Annotated in this window: 14 protein-coding genes and 1 pseudogene; 12 read left to right on the plus strand and 3 right to left on the minus strand. The window is 68.5% G+C overall.

What is annotated here, in order from left to right; genetic code table 11:
* Together ASD25_RS12900 and ASD25_RS30460 are read left to right on the plus strand one after the other, a co-directional pair.
* Positions 1–392, plus strand: a pseudogene (locus tag ASD25_RS12900) (elongation factor 4); the annotation flags it as partial.
* A gap of 505 nt (positions 393–897) precedes the next feature.
* A complete protein-coding gene (locus ASD25_RS30460; protein WP_156376988.1) occupies positions 898–1,416 on the plus strand; it encodes a hypothetical protein in 519 nt (172 codons plus the stop codon).
* Positions 1,417–1,418: 2 nt separating this feature from the next.
* Here ASD25_RS30460 and ASD25_RS12910 read toward each other — a convergent pair whose 3' ends face one another.
* The gene (locus ASD25_RS12910) at positions 1,419–1,868 is read right to left on the minus strand and encodes a very short patch repair endonuclease (RefSeq protein ID WP_055831040.1); all 450 of its coding nucleotides are present in this window, start codon (positions 1,866–1,868) and stop codon (positions 1,419–1,421) included.
* A 47-nt stretch (positions 1,869–1,915) separates the two neighbouring features.
* Here ASD25_RS12910 and ASD25_RS12915 point away from each other — a divergent pair, with 47 nt between their 5' ends.
* The 4 genes from ASD25_RS12915 to ASD25_RS12930 all read left to right on the plus strand — a co-directional run bounded on the left by ASD25_RS12915 (position 1,916) and on the right by ASD25_RS12930 (position 7,550).
* The gene (locus ASD25_RS12915; RefSeq protein WP_200943623.1) at positions 1,916–3,493 is read left to right on the plus strand and encodes a DNA cytosine methyltransferase; all 1,578 of its coding nucleotides are present in this window, start codon (positions 1,916–1,918) and stop codon (positions 3,491–3,493) included.
* 97 nt (positions 3,494–3,590) lie between these two features.
* The gene (locus tag ASD25_RS32945; RefSeq protein WP_055831036.1) at positions 3,591–4,205 is read left to right on the plus strand and encodes a hypothetical protein; all 615 of its coding nucleotides are present in this window, start codon (positions 3,591–3,593) and stop codon (positions 4,203–4,205) included.
* A gap of 154 nt (positions 4,206–4,359) precedes the next feature.
* On the plus strand, positions 4,360–5,871 hold the full coding sequence (locus tag ASD25_RS12925) for an ATPase domain-containing protein (RefSeq protein WP_055831034.1): 1,512 nt from the start codon (positions 4,360–4,362) through the stop codon (positions 5,869–5,871).
* Complete coding sequence (locus ASD25_RS12930) at positions 5,868–7,550, plus strand: response regulator (protein ID WP_200943624.1); 1,683 nt, start codon at positions 5,868–5,870, stop codon at positions 7,548–7,550. Before ASD25_RS12925 ends, ASD25_RS12930 begins: the two co-directional genes overlap by 4 nt.
* A gap of 39 nt (positions 7,551–7,589) precedes the next feature.
* On the opposite strand, the gene ASD25_RS12935 is transcribed toward ASD25_RS12930, so the two are convergent.
* On the minus strand, positions 7,590–11,096 hold the full coding sequence (locus ASD25_RS12935; protein ID WP_056617447.1) for an amidohydrolase family protein: 3,507 nt from the start codon (positions 11,094–11,096) through the stop codon (positions 7,590–7,592).
* 212 nt (positions 11,097–11,308) lie between these two features.
* Between ASD25_RS12935 and ASD25_RS12940 the strand changes: the two genes are divergently transcribed.
* The 6 genes from ASD25_RS12940 to ASD25_RS12965 all read left to right on the plus strand — a co-directional run bounded on the left by ASD25_RS12940 (position 11,309) and on the right by ASD25_RS12965 (position 16,767).
* Entirely contained in the window at positions 11,309–11,674 is a 366-nt protein-coding gene (locus ASD25_RS12940; protein ID WP_055831029.1) for a hypothetical protein, read from the plus strand.
* A gap of 3 nt (positions 11,675–11,677) precedes the next feature.
* Positions 11,678–12,352: a DUF305 domain-containing protein gene (locus tag ASD25_RS12945; protein ID WP_156376987.1), complete on the plus strand. Its 675-nt coding sequence runs from the start codon at positions 11,678–11,680 to the stop codon at positions 12,350–12,352.
* A gap of 23 nt (positions 12,353–12,375) precedes the next feature.
* Positions 12,376–14,214, plus strand: a complete 1,839-nt coding sequence (locus tag ASD25_RS12950; RefSeq protein WP_055831025.1) for an LVIVD repeat-containing protein — start codon at positions 12,376–12,378, stop codon at positions 14,212–14,214.
* Positions 14,215–14,382: 168 nt separating this feature from the next.
* Positions 14,383–15,342 carry a hypothetical protein gene (locus tag ASD25_RS12955; RefSeq protein ID WP_055831022.1) on the plus strand — a complete coding sequence of 320 codons (960 nt, stop codon included), beginning with the start codon at positions 14,383–14,385 and terminating at the stop codon, positions 15,340–15,342.
* 26 nt (positions 15,343–15,368) lie between these two features.
* A complete protein-coding gene (locus ASD25_RS12960; RefSeq protein WP_162246628.1) occupies positions 15,369–15,935 on the plus strand; it encodes a fasciclin domain-containing protein in 567 nt (188 codons plus the stop codon).
* Positions 15,936–15,999: 64 nt separating this feature from the next.
* A complete protein-coding gene (locus ASD25_RS12965) occupies positions 16,000–16,767 on the plus strand; it encodes an NYN domain-containing protein (protein ID WP_055831018.1) in 768 nt (255 codons plus the stop codon).
* Between the two features lie 11 nt (positions 16,768–16,778).
* Here ASD25_RS12965 and ASD25_RS12970 read toward each other — a convergent pair whose 3' ends face one another.
* Positions 16,779–17,453, minus strand: a complete 675-nt coding sequence (locus ASD25_RS12970; protein ID WP_156376986.1) for a hypothetical protein — start codon at positions 17,451–17,453, stop codon at positions 16,779–16,781.
* Positions 17,454–17,549: the final 96 nt, after the last annotated feature.

The raw sequence follows: 17,549 nt of genomic DNA on the forward strand, positions 1-17,549 counted from the left end.
GCTGTCGGACGCTGTCGGACTACAAGGTCGGCGAYCTGGTCAAGATGAACATCCTCGTCAACGCCGAGCCGGTCGACGCCCTCAGCATGCTGGTCCACCGCGGCCGSGCCGAGATGCGSGGSCGCAGCATGGTCGAGAAGATGAAGGAGCTGATCCCCCCGCACCTGTTCGTCATCCCGATCCAGGCSGCCATCGGCGGCAAGATCATCGCCCGCGAGACGGTCCGCGCCCTGCGCAAGGACGTGACGTCCAAATGCTACGGCGGCGACGCCACCCGGAAGAAGAAGCTGCTSGAGAAGCAGAAGGCYGGCAAGAAGCGGATGCGCCAATTCGGCAAGGTGGAGATCCCGCAGGAGGCGTTCATCGCCGCGCTGAAGATGGATGAGGATTGAGAAAACCTACAGACGCAATACGTTAGCATTCCAACGCCTGATCCCTCAAAAATAGCTGGGTGCCCATGAACGGTATCGTCATCTCCAAGGCTCTCCGAGATAGTCTTCCGCCAGAAGAGCGAGATGACATCGAAGATCGCCTCTGGATCAAGAGCGGGGGGAAGTGTTTCCTTTGCAGCGACGAGATGAACCGCGCTTCGGAGGTCTTGGAAGCTGATCACGATATCCCCACCAGCATGGGTGGGGAGAATGCCGCGTCTCCCCCTTCGAACTGGCCGCTAAGCTTTCTGATGAATGGGAAGGCAAGCTTCGGACCTATGAGGAGTCAGTTTCTCCTGGGGAAGCCTCGGAACAGGGGTTTTTGTCATCCTTCTCCGACCCAGTCGAGAAAAGGCGGGCGAAGGACGCCTTTGAAGCCGCGCTCGTCCAGAGGGTTTTATCCGACCCCACCCTCGACCTGTCGAACTATGTGCAAAAGGTTAGCACGGAGAAGAATTCTCGACCGATGATCACCGAGAACTCAGTAAAGCGGAAGGTCATCGAAAGGCTCATATCCGTAAAGGCGATGCCCGAGCGGGGAGAGGAAATGGCGGCTCAACGACAAGCTGAGCTACAAAACGTTGTTCGGATACTTAATCAGTTTTCACAATCTGCTTTTGATTCCTCTCAGTCTTTGTCAGCTCAATCTGAAGAGCGGATGAAGAGGATGATGTTCCAGTCATCTCTTCAGTATGTTGCTGACCTTTTACGTGAGGCTTCCGCTCATATATTGGCCGAGAAGAGCGATAAAGTATTTCTCCGAGGAGATTTTTCAGGAGGAAAATGGACCAACGTTGAGGCGGCGATTCAACGGATTATAGATCATCCGATTTGGACGGCCGATTGGACGCACTCGGACCGGACTCGCGCGGTCTATGAGGCGTTGCAGAAGAACCAGAATGCCGAAATGGCATTCGAGGCGGTGGGGCTGAAGCTGGGCTACGTAGTCGGCGCGGACAAGCTCAAGGCAAACGCCTTGGACTAACGCTACATGGGTGAGGCTCGCTCCTCGTACTCTGAGTCGTCGGAGCATATCCAGGCGATCAGGCTCTCTATTCCATGCTGATCCAGCTGGCGGACACCGCATTCCCATACGGTAGCGATCCGCCAGCCCATCGCCTGTAGCGCTTGTTGGTTTCGCGCATCTCGTTCGACGTTGCGGGCAAATTTTTCGGCCCAAAATTCGGGTCGAGTTGCTGGGGTCGTGGTGAAGCGGCATCCAGGATGGCGGTGCCAGAAGCATCCATGAATCAGGATGACGGCTCGGTGCTTGGGAAGGACGATGTCCGGTCGCCCTGGGAGGTCAGCAGCATGCAGCCGATAGCGAAAACCAGCTGCATGCAAGGCTCGTCGAACCACCAGTTCTGGTAGGGTATTGCGGCCCTTGATGCCCGACATCATGCGGGATCGGGTCACCCTGTCGACAACATCAGCCATCTCGACCTTTTCACATGGAGGTTTCGAGCGACCCTGGTACATAGCGATTGGATTCAGGGCGCGAGAACTTCAAGGGCATGCCATCAACGTATCAGGTCGTCGATCTGTTCGCCGGACCGGGCGGCCTTGCCGAAGGCTTCTCGTCGTTTTCCGATCACGGAGGACATCGCCCCTTCGAGGTCACCCTGTCCGTTGAGAAGGAGGCGTCCGCGCACAAGACGCTCCAGCTCCGTGCCTTCCTTCGCCAGTTCAAGAAATTTCCTGGCGAATATTACGAGGCGCTGAATAGCGGTCGGCAACTGCCCAACTGGGCTCAGACACACGAGCGAGAATGGAAGGCAGCGCTTGATGAAGCGCTGCAGCTTGAGCTCGGCAGTGAGGAAGCTGCGGAAGTCCTGGACAGAAGGATCGCTTCCCTGGTGCGACAGGGAACTCCTACAATCGTGATCGGCGGTCCTCCCTGTCAGGCATACTCTCTCGTCGGGCGCTCCCGAAATCAGGGCATCGAAGGCTACGTTCCGGGGGATGACAATCGTCATTTTCTCTACCGTGAGTACATCCGAATTCTGCAGGGCCTGAAGCCTGCAGCGTTCGTGATGGAAAACGTGAAAGGCATTCTGTCGTCGTCGGTCGATGGACGGCGCATATTCGACAGAGTGCTTGACGACCTTCGAGCGGCAGACGGCACCGACGGTTCATACGAGCTATTCGCTATCGGTCGGGATGATGAGGGACGGGCCGTGCTGAAGCCGTCCGCCCGTCCTCAGGACTTTATTGTCCGAAGTGAGGAATTCGGCGTCCCTCAGGCTCGCCACCGAGTCATCGTTGTTGGCCTTCGGCGGGATGTTGCGGCGAAGATGCCATCGGCCGCCGATAGACATGGCGCGTCCGCCGGAGCGCCCACATCCGTTCGAAATGCGATTGCCGGGCTCCCGGTTCTTCGAAGCGGCCTGAGCAGAGGTGATGACGGTGACACGACCTGGCGGGGCGTAGTCATCGAACAGATGGACAAGGTCATCTCCGCCTTGGCTCGGATGCCGGAGATGCTGGATGTGTTGTCGGCGGCACGGGAAGCGCAAGCCCCTTTCAAGGCCTCGAATTCCACTCCTCCCCGATCGTCGCTCGCCGTTGCGCCATTGTCTTCGGAGTGTCCCAAAGCGCTCGCCAACTGGCTGACAGACAGCCGCCTGGAAGTGACTCTCAATCATTCGAGCCGAGGCCACATGACCGAAGACCTCGGTCGATATTTCTTCAGCGCCGTCTTCACCGGTGTCCGCGGTCGCGCCCCGAAGGCGGAGGATTTCCCCGGCGCACTTGCGCCTGCTCACGCCAACTGGGCGTCCGGCAAGTTTGCTGATCGTTTCAGGACGCAGCGGTGGGATCAGCCTTCGACGACGGTCACCAGCCATATCTCGAAGGATGGACACTATTTCATCCATCCCGATCCGAGCCAGTGTCGTTCGCTGACTGTCAGAGAAGCAGCAAGGCTTCAGACATTCCCTGATAATTACCTCTTCCTGGGCAATCGTACTGAGCAATACGTTCAAGTCGGAAATGCTGTGCCCCCGTTCCTGGCGAAGCAGATCGCAGAGGTTCTCTGGACGAGCCTAACCGACGGCGTCTAGTTTCTACCTCGCACCCCGATTCCCCGCCCCGCCTGCGTTTGCGGGCCGATTTCGCCCTTGTTCCTGGCGCCCGTCCGGGCGGGCTTATCCTTGTGCGATGACCGATACGCCGCTCGCCAACACCTATCCCCATCGCACCCCGAAAGGGCCGCGCAAGCCGCGCGATCCGGATGCGCCCGCCCACTACCGGCTCTCGACCGAGACGTGGGAGATCATCCTCAAGGAATATCGCGAGGGGGCCACGGCGCCGTTTCTGGCGCTGAAATGGCGGGTGTCGCAGCACGCCGTGCGCAAGCGGATCACCCAGCACGGGGCGACCAAGCGCGACTGGGGCGACGCCCAGGCGATCGGGCAGGCGCTGGCGCGCGAGGCCGAGCTGGAAGAGGCGCGGCGCAACAGTCCCGAGGCGGTGGCGGCGCGGCTGTTCACAGGGATCGCGGAACTGGATGAGACCGAGGCGGGCGATCCGGCGGCGCTGGCGCGGGTGGCGACGCGGGCCTCGGGCCGGGCCATGACGGGACGGCTGTGGGCCGAGGCGCGGGCGCTGGTCGGGCTGGCGGAGGGCTATGCCCGGCTGGCCGACCGGGCCGCGCGGGGCCGGGGCGACGCCTGGGCGCAGGAGCCGGACGAGGCGGCCTACGAGGCGGTGCGGCGCAAGTTGCTGGGGACGGATACAGAGGACGGCGAGCCGGTCTGGCCCGAGGCGGACTGAGGCGGCGGCGCGGCCGGATGTTTGTCCGCTACCGGACCTGTCTGTCCATATGGACGCTCGACAGGCGCCGCACATGATGATGATGGAGCCAATCGCGGACCTTGGCCGTTAGGTGAGGTCAATCCGCCGAAAGGCGCCGGAGAGCCAGCCGCAGATGTCACCGCCTTCCACGTCCGCCGAACCGACCCGCCGGGTCTCCACCGGGATCGCGGAGCTCGACAGCGTGCTCGGCGGCGGGCTGACGGCCAACCGGTCGTATCTGCTGGAGGGCACGCCCGGCTCGGGCAAGACCACGATCGCGCTGCAGTTCCTGCTGGAGGGCGCGCGGGTCGGCGAGCGGGGGCTGTACATCACCCTGTCGGAAACGGCCGCGGAACTGCGCGAGGTGGCGCAGAGCCACAACTGGTCGCTGGACCAGGTCGAGCTGTTCGAACTGGTCAATGAGGAGGGGCTGGACCCGGACAGCGAACAGTCGATCCTGGAGCCGTCGGAGGTCGAGCTGGGCGAGACCCTGTCCGGCGTGCGCGAATGCGTGGACCGGATCCGGCCGGCGCGCGTGGTCTTCGACAGCCTGTCGGAGATGCGGCTTCTGGCCCAGAGCTCGCTGCGCTACCGCCGGCAGATCCTGGCCCTGAAGCAGTATTTCTCGACCCGCAACTGCACGGTGCTGATGCTGGACGACCGCAGCTCGGATCCCGGCGACCTGCAGCTGCACAGCATCGCCCACGGCGTCATCACCCTGGAGCAGGCGGCCCAGGAATACGGCTCGGAACGGCGCCGTCTGCGGGTGGTGAAGATGCGGGGGGTGAAGTACCGCGGCGGCTTCCACGACTTCGCCATCGAGACGGGCGGCGTCGCCGTCTTCCCGCGGCTGATCGCGGCCGAACATCACCGGGAATTCACCGACACCCTGCTGTCGACGGGCGTGCCGCAGTTCGACGAGATGCTGGGCGGCGGGATCTCGCCCGGCACCAACACGCTGCTGAACGGCCCGTCGGGCGTGGGCAAGACCACGACCGCCGTCCGGGCCGGCCTGACCGCCATCGAGCGGGGCGAGAAGGCGGCCTACTATCTGTTCGACGAAGGCGTCGCGACCATGATGGCGCGATCGCGCGCCATGGGCATGGACCTGCAGCCCCACATCGACAGCGGCGCGCTGCAGATCTTCCAGATCGATCCGGCCGAGCTGTCCCCCGGCGAGTTCGCCAGCTGGATCCGCCGCGCGGTCGAGCAGGACGGCGTCCGGTTCATCGCCATCGACAGCCTGAACGCCTTCCTGCAGGCGATGCCCGGCGAGAAATTCCTGCTGCTGCAGATGCACGAGATGCTGTCCTACCTGAACCAGCAGGGGGTGGTGACCATGCTGGTGCTGGGTCAGCACGGCATCGTCGGCGACATCCGCTCGGAGATCGACCTCAGCTATCTGTCCGACACCATCGTGCTGTTCCGGTATTTCGAGGCGCGCGGCAATGTGCTCAAGGCCATCTCGGTCGCCAAGAGCCGGACCACCCGGCACCAGGCCAGCATCCGGCAGTTCCGCCTGACCCACACCGGGCTGGAGATCGGCGAGCCGCTGAAGGACTTCGAGGGGGTTCTGACCGGGCTTCCGAACTATCGCGGCGGAACCGCCCTGATGTCGGCCGAGCCGGCGGCGGGTGACGAGTGAACCTTCAGGACCGCGTTCTGCTGCTGGCCCTGCGCGGCCGGGACGCCGAGGTGATGGCCCGGGTTCTGACCCCGGAAGGACACGACTGCCGGGTCTGCGCCAGCGTCGACGATCTCGCGGGAGAGATCGCGACCGGGGCAGGCGTCGCCCTGGTCACGGAGGAGTCCCTGCACGCCGACCGGGGGCGGCTGACGGACTGGCTGGACGCCCAGCCCGCGTGGTCCGACTTTCCGTTCATCCTGCTGGCGACCAAGCGCGCGGGACGCCGGCCGCGCGACGCCCAGATCGTGCTCGAGCAGATGGGCAACGTCGTCGTGCTCGAGCGGCCGATCCACGGCGAGACCCTGGCCAGCGCGGTCAAGTCGGCGCTGAGGGGCCGCCGGCGCCAGTATCAGGCGCGGCAGCTGCTGGACGACCTGACCTCGGCCGAGGATCGGCTGACGCAGCTCAACGCCAGTCTGGAAACCCGGATCGCCCGGCGCACCTCGGAGCTGTCGACCGCCAACAACCGGCTGACCGCCGAGGTCGCCGAGCGCGAACGCGCCCAGGCGGCGCTGGTGCAGGCCCAGAAGATGGAGGCGGTGGGGCAGCTGACGGGCGGCATCGCCCACGACTTCAACAACCTTCTGACGGTCATATTCGGCAATCTCGAACTGATCCAGCGCCGCACCATGGACGAGCGAACGGCGAAATTGACGGGCTACGCCCAGCAGGCGGCCGATCGGGCGGCCAAGCTGACGCATCAGCTGCTGGCCTTCTCGCGAACCCAGAGGCTCAATCTGCAGCCGGTCGACCTGAATGCGCTCGTGTCGGGCATGAGCGATATGCTGGCGCGCACCATCGGGCCGCAGATCACCATCGAAATGGCCCTCGACGGGGATCAGCCCTGGGCCATGGCCGACGAGAACCAGCTGGAACTGGCGATCCTCAACCTGGCCATCAACGCCCGGGACGCGATGGCGGACGGCGGGACGCTGCGGATCTCGACACGGTCGGAAACGGCCGATGACGCGACGCTTTCGGCCGGCGACTATGGCGTGGTGACGGTGTCGGACACGGGCACGGGAATCCCGTCCTCGCTGATCGACAAGGTGTTCGATCCGTTCTTCACGACCAAGCCGGTGGGCAAGGGGACGGGGCTGGGGTTGAGCCAGGTGTTCGGCATCGCCCGACAGTCCGCCGGCACGGTCCGGATCGACAGCACGGAAGGCCGGGGCGCGAGAATCGAGATCTGGCTGCCCCTGACGGCGCCGGTCGCGGTCGTCGCCGGGCCCGCCGCGCGGCGGGACCTGCCCGTGCGCACCGAGCGCGAGCGGGTTCTGGTCATCGACGACGACGAAGGCGTGCGCCAGTTCATCGTCGATAGCCTGGAGGACTCCGGCTACGCCGTCGTGGCCTCGTCCAACGGGGCCGACGGCTTGAAGTCGCTGCGCGAGGCGGCGCCCGATCTCGTCATCGTCGACTATGCGATGCCGGGCATGAACGGGGTCGAGGTGGTGAACGAAGCCCGCCGCCATCTGCCCTCTTTGCCGATCATCCTGGCGACGGGATATGCGGACATGGCGGCGGTCGACGCCGTGGTCGATCCCGGCCGGGTGCTCAGGAAGCCGTTCCGCATCGACGACCTGAACGCGGCGGTCCGGGCCGCGTTGGCGCAACGGGAAACCGCCCGGGCGTAGTGACGCGGACGGGCCAGACCCGCCAGGGATCGGCCGCCGTCAATCGTGCCCGTGGCCGTCCGCCTCTGCCTCCGTCGCCCCCGCCGACCAGCCTTCGCCGCCGGTCCCGGCGAACCAGAACGGCGCCCGGGCCCTCTGCCGCGGGGCGACCTCGTTCATGCCGGTGTCGTACACCCGGCCGTTGGCGATGGTGTAGGCGATGGAGGTGGTGTCGCGGATGTTCTCCAGCGGGTTCCGGTCCAGCACCACCATGTCGGCCAGCTTGCCGGGCTCCAGCGAGCCCAGGTCGCGGTCCAGGCCCAGGGCGCGGGCCCCGCTGATCGTGCCGGCGCGGATCACGTCCATCGGAGCCATGCCGCCCTGGGCGAGACTCCACAGCTCCCAGTGGGCGGCCAGGCCCTCGCGCTGGCCATGGGCGCCGATCAGGACGGGGACGCCCTGCTGCGACAGCCGCGTCGCCTCGCGCGCGACCGAGATGTGGTTCCACTCATTGTCCGGCAGGGTCACGGGCCGGCGGGCGCGGGCGTCGAGCAGGCGGCGTGGTACGTACTGCGTCAGGATCGGATGCTCCCAGACGTTGCTCTCCTGATACCAGTAGTTCTCGCCGTAGCTGCCGCCGAAGGCCACCACCAGGGTCGGATTGTAGGCCGTGCCCGTCTGCCGCCACAGCTGGTGGACGTCGTCGTACATGCGGGCCAGGGGGATCGAATGCTCCACCGTGGTGTGGCCGTCGACGATCATCGACATGTCGGCGTGGAACAGCGAGCCGCCCTCGGGGACCACCATCATGTTCAGCCGGCGCGCCGCCTCGATGATCTGCTGGCGCTGGTCGCGGCGGGGCTGGTTGTAGCTCTTGACGCTCCACGCCCCCGCCGCCTGCATGCGGCGAAGGGTCGACAGGGCGTCGTCGAGGCTGTCGATCTTCACGGTCCCGGCGCTGGTCGCGCCGTACAGGATCGAGCCGGTCGAGAAGATGCGCGGGGCGACCACGCGGCCGGCGCGGGCCAGCTCGCTGTGGGCGAAGATCTCGCTGGTGTCGCTGGACGGGTTGTGGATCGTGGTCACGCCGAAGGCGAGGGAGGCGTAGTCGACCCAGCTCTGCTCCGGGATGATCTCGTCCGACCCCATTGACCCGTGCCAGTGGGCGTCGATCAGGCCGGGCATGATGGTCTTGCCGGCCATGTCCATGACCGGGACGCCGGCGGGGACGGGCGTGGTCGCGGCCGGGCCGATGGCCTCGATGCGGTTGCCGTCGATAATGACGACGCCGTTCTCGATGACCTCGGCGCCGTTCATGGTGATCAGCCGGGCGCCGGTCAGGGCCATGCGGCCCTCGGGCTTGTCGGCCCCGGCGGTGAAGCCGATGTTGATCCCGCGCTCGTCGGGTTTGGGCAGTTCGTCGGGCGCGCCGTCGACGAAGGCGAAGGACTGGTTCAGGTCGCGGGTGAAAAGCTCGGGCCCCTGCGACCACTGCAGCCGGCGGCTGTCGCCGGACCAGCTGAGCCATTCGCCGGAGTCGCGGGTGACCCGGGCCTGCGGCAGGGACTTGCCGTCGGGGGCGATCGTCTGCGGCCGGCCGGCGGCGACGAAGGGGGCGACAAAGGCCTGGAACCGTTCGGTCCAGCCGACCCAGTTTCCGTCGGGCGAGACGGCGAATTCGCTGGCCCATTCCGAGGTCAGGTGGGTGCGTTTCCCGTCGCCGTCCAGGTCGACCGAGATCAGGGTGCGCTTGTCGCCGTCGCGGCCGGTCAGGAACAGCCGCTCGCCGTCGGCGCCGAACTGCGGGCCCTCGCCGTCGTCCGTGACATGGACGGGCTCGCCGCCCGCCGTCGGGATGCGGTAGACGCCGGGATCGCGGCCCCACAGGGCCGAGGTCAGCGAGCCGCCGCTGACGGTGCGATAGACGATCGTGCGGCCGTCGGGCGAGAAGGTCGGTTCGACATAGTGGCCCGGGTCGGGCGTCACGACACGCCCGGTTCCGCCGGACGCCGGAACCACGCGGACGGCGCCGAGGTCCTGATCGTCCCAGGTCGTGTAGACGATCGAACGGCCGTCGCGCGACCAGGACGGATAGAGTTCGAAATGGTCGCTCTGGCGGGTCAGGCGGCGCGGCGTTCCGGTCGGCAGGTCGCGGATCCACAGATTGCCCAGGGCCTCGAACACCACCCGCGATCCGTCGGGCGAGGGGCGGGCCCAGCGGATCATCTTCACGTCGAACCGGTCGGGCGCGGCCTCGACGGGGAAGCGCACCGTATCCTGCACCCGGCGGGTGTCGGCGACGTGGAAGGGAATGTCGGTCACGGCCTGCGAGGCCACGTCGACACGCTGGATCCGGCCGTCGGACCAGAAGACGATGGAGCGGTTGTCGGGCGTCCAGCTGATCGCCGGATAGACCCCGTGGATCGCCCAGGTCTCCTGCATGTCGCGGTCGAGCGCCGAGAAGACCGGGGTCTCGCGGCCRGACTCGATGTCCATGACATASAGGGTCGACTGGTAGCGAACGCGCCGGATGAAGGCSAGGGACTTGCCGTCGGGCGAGGGCGTCGGGCGGATCGARCCGCCGGGGCCGGTGACATAGGCGTCGATCTCGCCCGTCTCGCGGTCGAGGCGGCGGATGATGTAGATCTGGGTGTTGGGATCCTTCGAATATTCGAAGGTCGTCCCCGGCGTGGCGTCGTCGCTGAAATACAGATAGCGGCCGTCGGGCGAGAAGGCGGGYTCGCCCGTGTCCTTCTGCTGGGTGCGGCGCTCGGTCATCTGCACGCCGCCGCCGCCCGAGCGGTGGTACATTCGAGGCCGGTCGAGGCGGCGGATGACATAGATCTGGTCGTTGACGTCCTTGGAGTATTCGAAGGTCGTCCCCGGCGTGGCGTCGTCGCTGAAATACAGATAGCGGCCGTCGGGCGAGAAGGCGGGYTCGCCCGTGTCCTTCTGCTGSGTGCGGCGCTCGGTCATCTGCACGCCGCCGCCGCCCGAGCGGTGGTACATCCACAACTCGCCGGCCCCCAGCGAGCGCGCCGAGGTGAAATGCTTGCGGGCGACGATGAACTGGCCGTCGGGCGTCCACTCGGGCTGGTTCAGCAGGCGGAAGGTCTCCTTCGACACCTGGGTCGGGTTGGAGCCGTCGGCGTCCATGATCCAGATGTTGTCGCCGCCGCCGCGATCCGAGGTGAAGGCGATGTGGCGGCCGTCGGGCGACCATTTCGGCTGCATCTCCCAGGCCACGCCGCTGGCGATGGCGCGCGCCTCGCCGCCGGCGGCGGGCATCACATAGATGTCGCCCAGCAGGTCGAAGACGAGGGTCTGGCCGTCCGGGCTGACGTCCAGCGACATCCAGGTGCCGCGCGTGACGTCGATGGGAATGTCGCGCGAGGGTCCGGGCGGGTTCTGGACGTCCCACGCGGGCGTCTCGTCGTCGACGGCGGCGGCGGGCGCCGCGGCCTCCTGCGTCGCCGGAACCGCGACCGGCGCCGGCGCCGCAGTCTGGCCCCACGAGGGACTGGCGAACGCCAGCGAGGCGGCCGTGGCCAGGAGTACGCGCTTCATTCCATAATCCCCGCTGCCGGACGTTGCGAACCGCCTCGGGGGGCCGCGTCCTCGCCACGGCTCAACAGAGCATCCCCGGGGGGGCGAAGTCCAGCCGCCCGGCGACCGTCCCGCGGGCCCCAGCGTGAACTCTTTGTCATGCGGCGGCAGGTTGTGGACGCCCGCCGGCTGAGTCATGGTCCCCGCGGAAATCGGGGCAGGGAGCAGACCGAATGCGTATCCGTGTGATCCTGGCCGGCGTGGCGGCGGCGGGGCTGATGGCGTTCCCGGCGATGGCCCAGGACGGCCAGTATGGCGAACAGCTGAACCGCATCGTCACCGAGGCCGCCGCCGGAACCTGTCTTGAGGCGCTGATGGCGGCGTCCCTGCTGGACGCCTGCAACGGCCAGATCGAGGGCATGGCTCCGGGCCTGAGCGCCATGGGGGCCATCGAATCGGTGACCTTCGTCAGCGCCCAGGACACCCCCGACGGCCGGGTCGAGACCTGGGCCGTCAAATTCTCCGGCGGGCGGACCATGAACTGGGTCATCGGCCATCTGCAGGACGGCAAGTTCAGCACCGTCGGCACGGCGGGCTAGCGATTGACCCTTCTGCCGGGCCTCCTCCTCGCCGGATTGATCGCGGCCCAGCCGGGTCCGCAGACGCCGCCGATCTTCCAGCCCGGCGCACCCGGCGCGGCGGCGCGGATCATCACCCCCGGCGAGGCGGTGGCTCTGAGCCGCTCGACCTTCACCGGCGACGACGTCGCCTTCCTGCAGCATATGATCGTCCACCACGCCCAGGCCGTTGAGATGGTCGGGCTGCTCGAGACCCGCGGCGCCAGTCCGACGGTGAAGCTGATGGGCCGCCGCATCGCCCTGAGCCAGCAGGCCGAGATGGACATCATGCGCGACTGGCTGACCGGGCGCGGCCAGCCGCTGGAGATGCCGGGCATGTCCGGCCACGCCGGCATGGATCATTCCGCCCACGCCGCCCACGCCGGCCCCGCCATGCCCGCCAGCGACACGCCCGTCATGCCCGGCATGCTGTCACCGGCGCAGATGCAGGCCCTGGCCGCCGCCCGCGGCCCCGCCTTCGACCGCCTGTTTCTCGAGGGCATGATCCAGCACCATCAGGGCGCCCTCGACATGGTCGACGCCCTGCTGGCCACGGACGGCGCCGCCGAAGACACCATGCTGTCCGACTTCACCGCCTCCGTCGTCTCCGACCAGTCGGCGGAGATCCTGCGCATGCAATCCCTCCTCTCAGACCTCTGAACCCGCACCCGAAGGACCGGCCCATGAACGTTCGCAGCACCCTGCTTTCCACTGTCGCCGCCCTCGGCGTGCTGATGGGCGCCGGCCTCGCCCCCGCCCAGGCCCAGGCGCCCGCGGCCCAGGTCATCACGGCCGACGCGCGCAGCGCCCTGAGCGGCGGCCTGCGGGACGCCGGCCAGCTGGCCTCGGGCATGGCGCTGGAATATTCGGTCGAGCCCGCTCCCGGCTTCTTCGACCCCGAGGCCCTGTTCGCCCCGCCGACCAACCAGGCCGAGGCCGAGGCCTTCCAGGCGCGGATGCGCAACAACCCCAAATACGGCCCCCTGGCCCTGGCCAACACTGACATGGCGATGTCGGACGGCAAGCTGTTCCTCGGCAATTTCAATGGCTTCAACGCCTATGACGTGACCGACGGCGCGCCCCGGCTGGTCATGTCGGTGGTCTGTCCCGGCGGCCAGGGCGACGTCTCCATCCACGGCGACCTGCTGTTCATGTCGGTGGAAGAGAACCGCGCCCGCCTCGACTGCGGCACGACCGCCGCCACGGGCGAGGTCAACGCCGACCGCTTCCGCGGCGTGCGCATCTTCGACATCAGCGACCTGAACGCCCCGCGCCAGATCGCCGCCGTCCAGACCTGCCGCGGCTCGCACACCCACACCCTGGTCCCGCACCCGACCGACCCGCGCCGGCTCTACATCTACAACTCGGGCACCTCGAACGTGCGCAAGACCGAGGAGCTGTCCATCTGCACCGACGGCCAGCCGGACCAGAACCCCGACACCGCCCTGTTCTCGATCGACGTCATCGAGGTGCCGCTGGACCGGCCGCAGGACGCCGCCATCGTCAACCGCCCGCGCATCTTCGCCGACAGCCAGACGGGCCGCGTCGCCGGCCTGTGGCGCGGCGGCGCCGCCGGCATCGCCAGCCAGCGCACCGCCCAGACCAACCAGTGCCACGACATCACCGTCTATCCCGACATCGGCCTGGCGGCCGGCGCCTGCAGCGGCAACGGCATCCTGCTGGACATCTCGGATCCGCGGAACCCGACCCGGGTGTCCGACATCTTCGACCCCGACATGGCCTACTGGCACTCGGCCACCTTCAACAACGCCGGCGACAAGGTCGTCTTCACCGACGAGTGGGGCGGCGGCACCAGCGCCCGCTGCCGCGCCGAGGATCCCTCGACCTGGGGCGCCAACATGGTCGCCACCATCGAGAACCGCACCCTGCGCGGCCGCGCCTTCCACAAACTGCCCTCGGCCCAGCCCGCCGACCAGAACTGCGTCGCCCACAACGGCATGGTCATCCCCGTCCCCGGCCGCGACCTGATGGTCCAGGCCTGGTATCAGGGCGGCGTCTCGATCATGGACTTCACCGACGCGACCCGGCCGGTCGAGATCGCCTTCTTCGACCGCGGGCCGCTCGAGACCGGCAAGATGTACGTCGCCGGCCACTGGTCGGCCTACTGGCTCAACGGCCGCATCTACGCCAGCGAGATCGCCCGCGGCCTCGACGTGCTGAAACTGGTCCCCGGCGAACATCTGTCGGCGGCCGAGATCGCCGCGGCTGAAAGCGTCCGGGCCGACACCATCAACCCCCAGACCCAGATGCGCGTCAGCTGGCCCGACAGCCCCGACGTGGCCCAGGCCTATCTCGACCAGATCATGCGCTCGCCGACCGCCGACGCCGCCCTGACCGCGCGCATCCGCGCCGGCGTCGACCAGTGGCGCCGCAGCGCGGACGACCGCGGCGGCGCGGCCGACCTGGCCGCGGCCCTCAACGCGGCGGCGGAACGGGCGACCGGCGCCGACAAGGGCCGAATGACGGCGCTGGCCGGGATGTTCGGACGGCGGGCGGGGTAACAGGGCGGGAGTCGCGGCCGGGTTTCCGATCCGGCTGCGCCTGTCGGCCCGGCCCGGACGGGCCTGCCGTGCGCCGCTTGACGGCGGCGCGCGGCGGAGTCCTTGCGGCCGGCGAGGGAACACCGTCCGGTCGGGGACGTTGTGAGGGGGAACTGAAAGAGTAACCCCATGTACAAGCTTGTTCCGATCACCACCGCCCTTCTTCTGGCCCTGGCCGCGCCCGGCGCCGCCCTCGCCCAGGACCACGGCAACGGAAACGGTCGCGGCCACGGCGGCCATGAAGGCGGCAAGCAGGACCGCGGCGACGACCGCGGCGGCCGCGACGACGACGACCGGGGCCGGGGACGCGACGACCGTCCGGGCCGCAATGAGACGCCCCGCGTCGCGCGGTCCGAGGTCCGGGCCGCCCGCGCCGTCGAGGCTGTGCGCGACCGGCGCGGGGACGACGATGACCGCGACGACCGCCGCGAAATGCGCCGCGAGGCCGCGCGTCAGGTCTTCCAGACCCGCGACGGCCGCCCGGTGGTCTATTTCAACCGCGACGACGACCGCGGCCTGATCGCCGGCTGCCCGCCCGGACTGGCGAAGAAGGACAACGGCTGCCTGCCTCCGGGCCAGGCGCGCCGGATCGCCGCCGCCGCCGGCGTCGACCGCTATGAATCGCTGTGGCGCCGGGCCGGCGACGAGTCGCGCTATCGCTACGAGGACGGCTATCTGTACCGCATGAACCCGCAGGGTTCGCTGCTCGGCTATCTGCCCGTGCTGGGCGGGGCGCTGGCGCCCGGCGCGGCGTGGCCGTCGCAATATGCCTACCAGCCGGCGCCCGACTACTATTCCAGCTATTTCGGCCTGCCGCAGGGCCAGGACTACCGCTATGCCGACGGCGCCCTCTACGGCGTGGATCCGCAGACGCAGATGATCAGCCAGGTCGCGGCCCTGCTGACCGGCCAGAACCTCAGCGTCGGCCAGCCCCTGCCCAGCGGTTACGACGTCTACAACGTGCCCGCCGCCTACCGGGACCAGTACGTCGACAACGCCAACGCCATGTACCGCTACAACGACGGCTATGTGTATCAGGCCGACCCCAAGACCCAGCTGGTGACCGCCGTCATCCAGCTGCTGACCTGATCCCTGACCCGACAGAGAGCATGAGCATGACACGAACGATGCGCTGGGCGCTGGCCCCCCTTTGCGTGATGGCCCTGACCGCCTGCGGCGAGGGCACGGGCAAGGCTGACGGCGCGGGCAAGGCCGCCGCCCCCTCGAACCGGACCATCGCGGCGACGCTGAAGGATGACCGGTCGTTCGGCACGCTGGAACGCGTGCTGGACAACGCCGCTCTCGGCGACGTGCTGGCGGGCAAGGGCCCCTATACGGTGTTCGCCCCGTTGGACGCCGCCTTCGCCGCCTCGGCCGGCGATCTCGGCGACGAGGCGATGAAGGCCCAGGGCGCCGCCATGCTGCGGGCCCATATCGTGCCGGGCGCCCTGACCCGCGCCGACATCGTCGCCGCCATCGAGCGCAACGGCTCGGGCGCCGCCGAGATGCGCACCATGGCCAACACCCTGCTGACCTTCTCGAAGGACGGCGACTCCGTGATCGTGTCGGGCGACAACGGCGCCCGCGCGCGCCTGACCGGCGACGAGACCGTGGCCTCGAACGGCGTGGTCCAGCCGGTCGACGGTCTTCTGGTCCGCACCACGGCCGCCCCCGCGGGCTAGCCGGCATTGACCCGGGGCGCGACCGGGGCGACAGGTGCCGTCGCTCCAACCGAGGACCCCCGCCATGCCTGCTGAAGGAAAGGCCCCGCGCCTTGCCGTTCTGATCGACGCCGAGAACGCCTCGGCGCGGATCGCCGAGGCCCTGTTCACCGAGATCGCCACCCTTGGCGAGGCCTCGGCGCGGCGCATCTACGGCGATTTCGCCAGCGCCCAGATCGCCGGCTGGACGCGGGTCCTGGCCAGGTACGCCATCCAGCCGCAGCAGAATTTCGCCAACACCAAGGGCAAGAACTCGGGCGATATCGCCCTGGTCATCGACGCCATGGACCTGCTGCACTCGGGCCGGTTCGACGGCTTCTGCCTGGTCTCTTCGGACGCCGACTTCACCCGGCTGGCGTCGCGCATCCGCGAGGAAGGCGTCGACGTCTTCGGCTTCGGCGAGCAGAAGACGCCCGAAAGCTTCCGCCAGGCGTGCACCCGCTTCATCTACACCGAGAACCTCAGCGCGCCGGCAGGCGAGGAGGCGTCGCCGGCGCCGCGCCGCCGGACCACGGGGGCGGGGCCCGCGCCCACGCCGGCCCCCGCCCCCGGCAAGCGCAAGCCGGCCGAGGCGGCCCGGTTGATTGCCACGGTGATCGCTGACATGGACGAGGACGGCGACGGCTGGGTCACGGTCAGCGGCCTCGGCGACCGGTTGCGCAACGCCTATCCCGACTTCGACCAGCGCACCTACGGCTGCGCCAAGCTGTCGGACCTGATCCGGGGAACCGGGCGGTTCGAAGTCCAGACCGGCGCCGCCGGCGGGGCCATGCGGATCCGCGACAAGGCCTGATCGCCCGGGACCTAGCGCGCGCCCAGCAGGTCGGACCAGCGCCAAGCGCCGCCGCCCAGCGCCAGCCGCGGCGCGCCCGGTCCGTCGGCGAAGGCGATGACGGCGAGGCCGCGCATCGCCTGGGTCCGGCATTCGCGCGGCGCGAAGGCGACCTCCAGGGCGATGGCCTGGCGCACCCCGGCCAGACCCTTGCCCGCCTGGGTCGGGTCCTGGATCCAGTCGCCGTTCCAGACCAGGATGGCCCGACCCGAGGCCGGCATGGCGCGATGGGCCTGGGCTACGGCGGCGCGCACCTCGGGGTCGGCCCGCAGCGCGTCCTGCAGCCGCCGGACCATGTCGCAGGCGCCGCCGGTTCCCGCGCCCGCGCCGCCGCCCCCGCCGCCGCCCGATCCCGAACCGCCGCCCTGACCCGTCCCGGCCCGGAGGGCGCCGGCCAGCTGGGCCTCGCCGATCACGGCCATGGGGGCGACCACGGGAGCCGGGTTGGCGGGCAGGGCGGGGACGTCGGGCGGCGGTGGCGTGCGAACCGGCCGGGGGCGCGGCGCGGCGCGGGCCGGAACCGGGCGCGGCGGAGCGGGCGAAGCAGCGGCGGCAGGCTCGGCCGTGAGCGGACCGGGGGGCGGTTCGGCGATGACCGGAGCCGTGGGCGGCGGCGGAGGAGGGGGCGGTCGGGTCAGGGTGACCACAACGGCTCTCGGTTCGGGCGCGGGCGGAACAATTGTGATCGGGGACGGGGAAGAGGAAGCGAGGACCAGAAACAGCGTCAGATGTGCCGACAGACT

The organism is Brevundimonas sp. Root1423 (assembly GCF_001426805.1).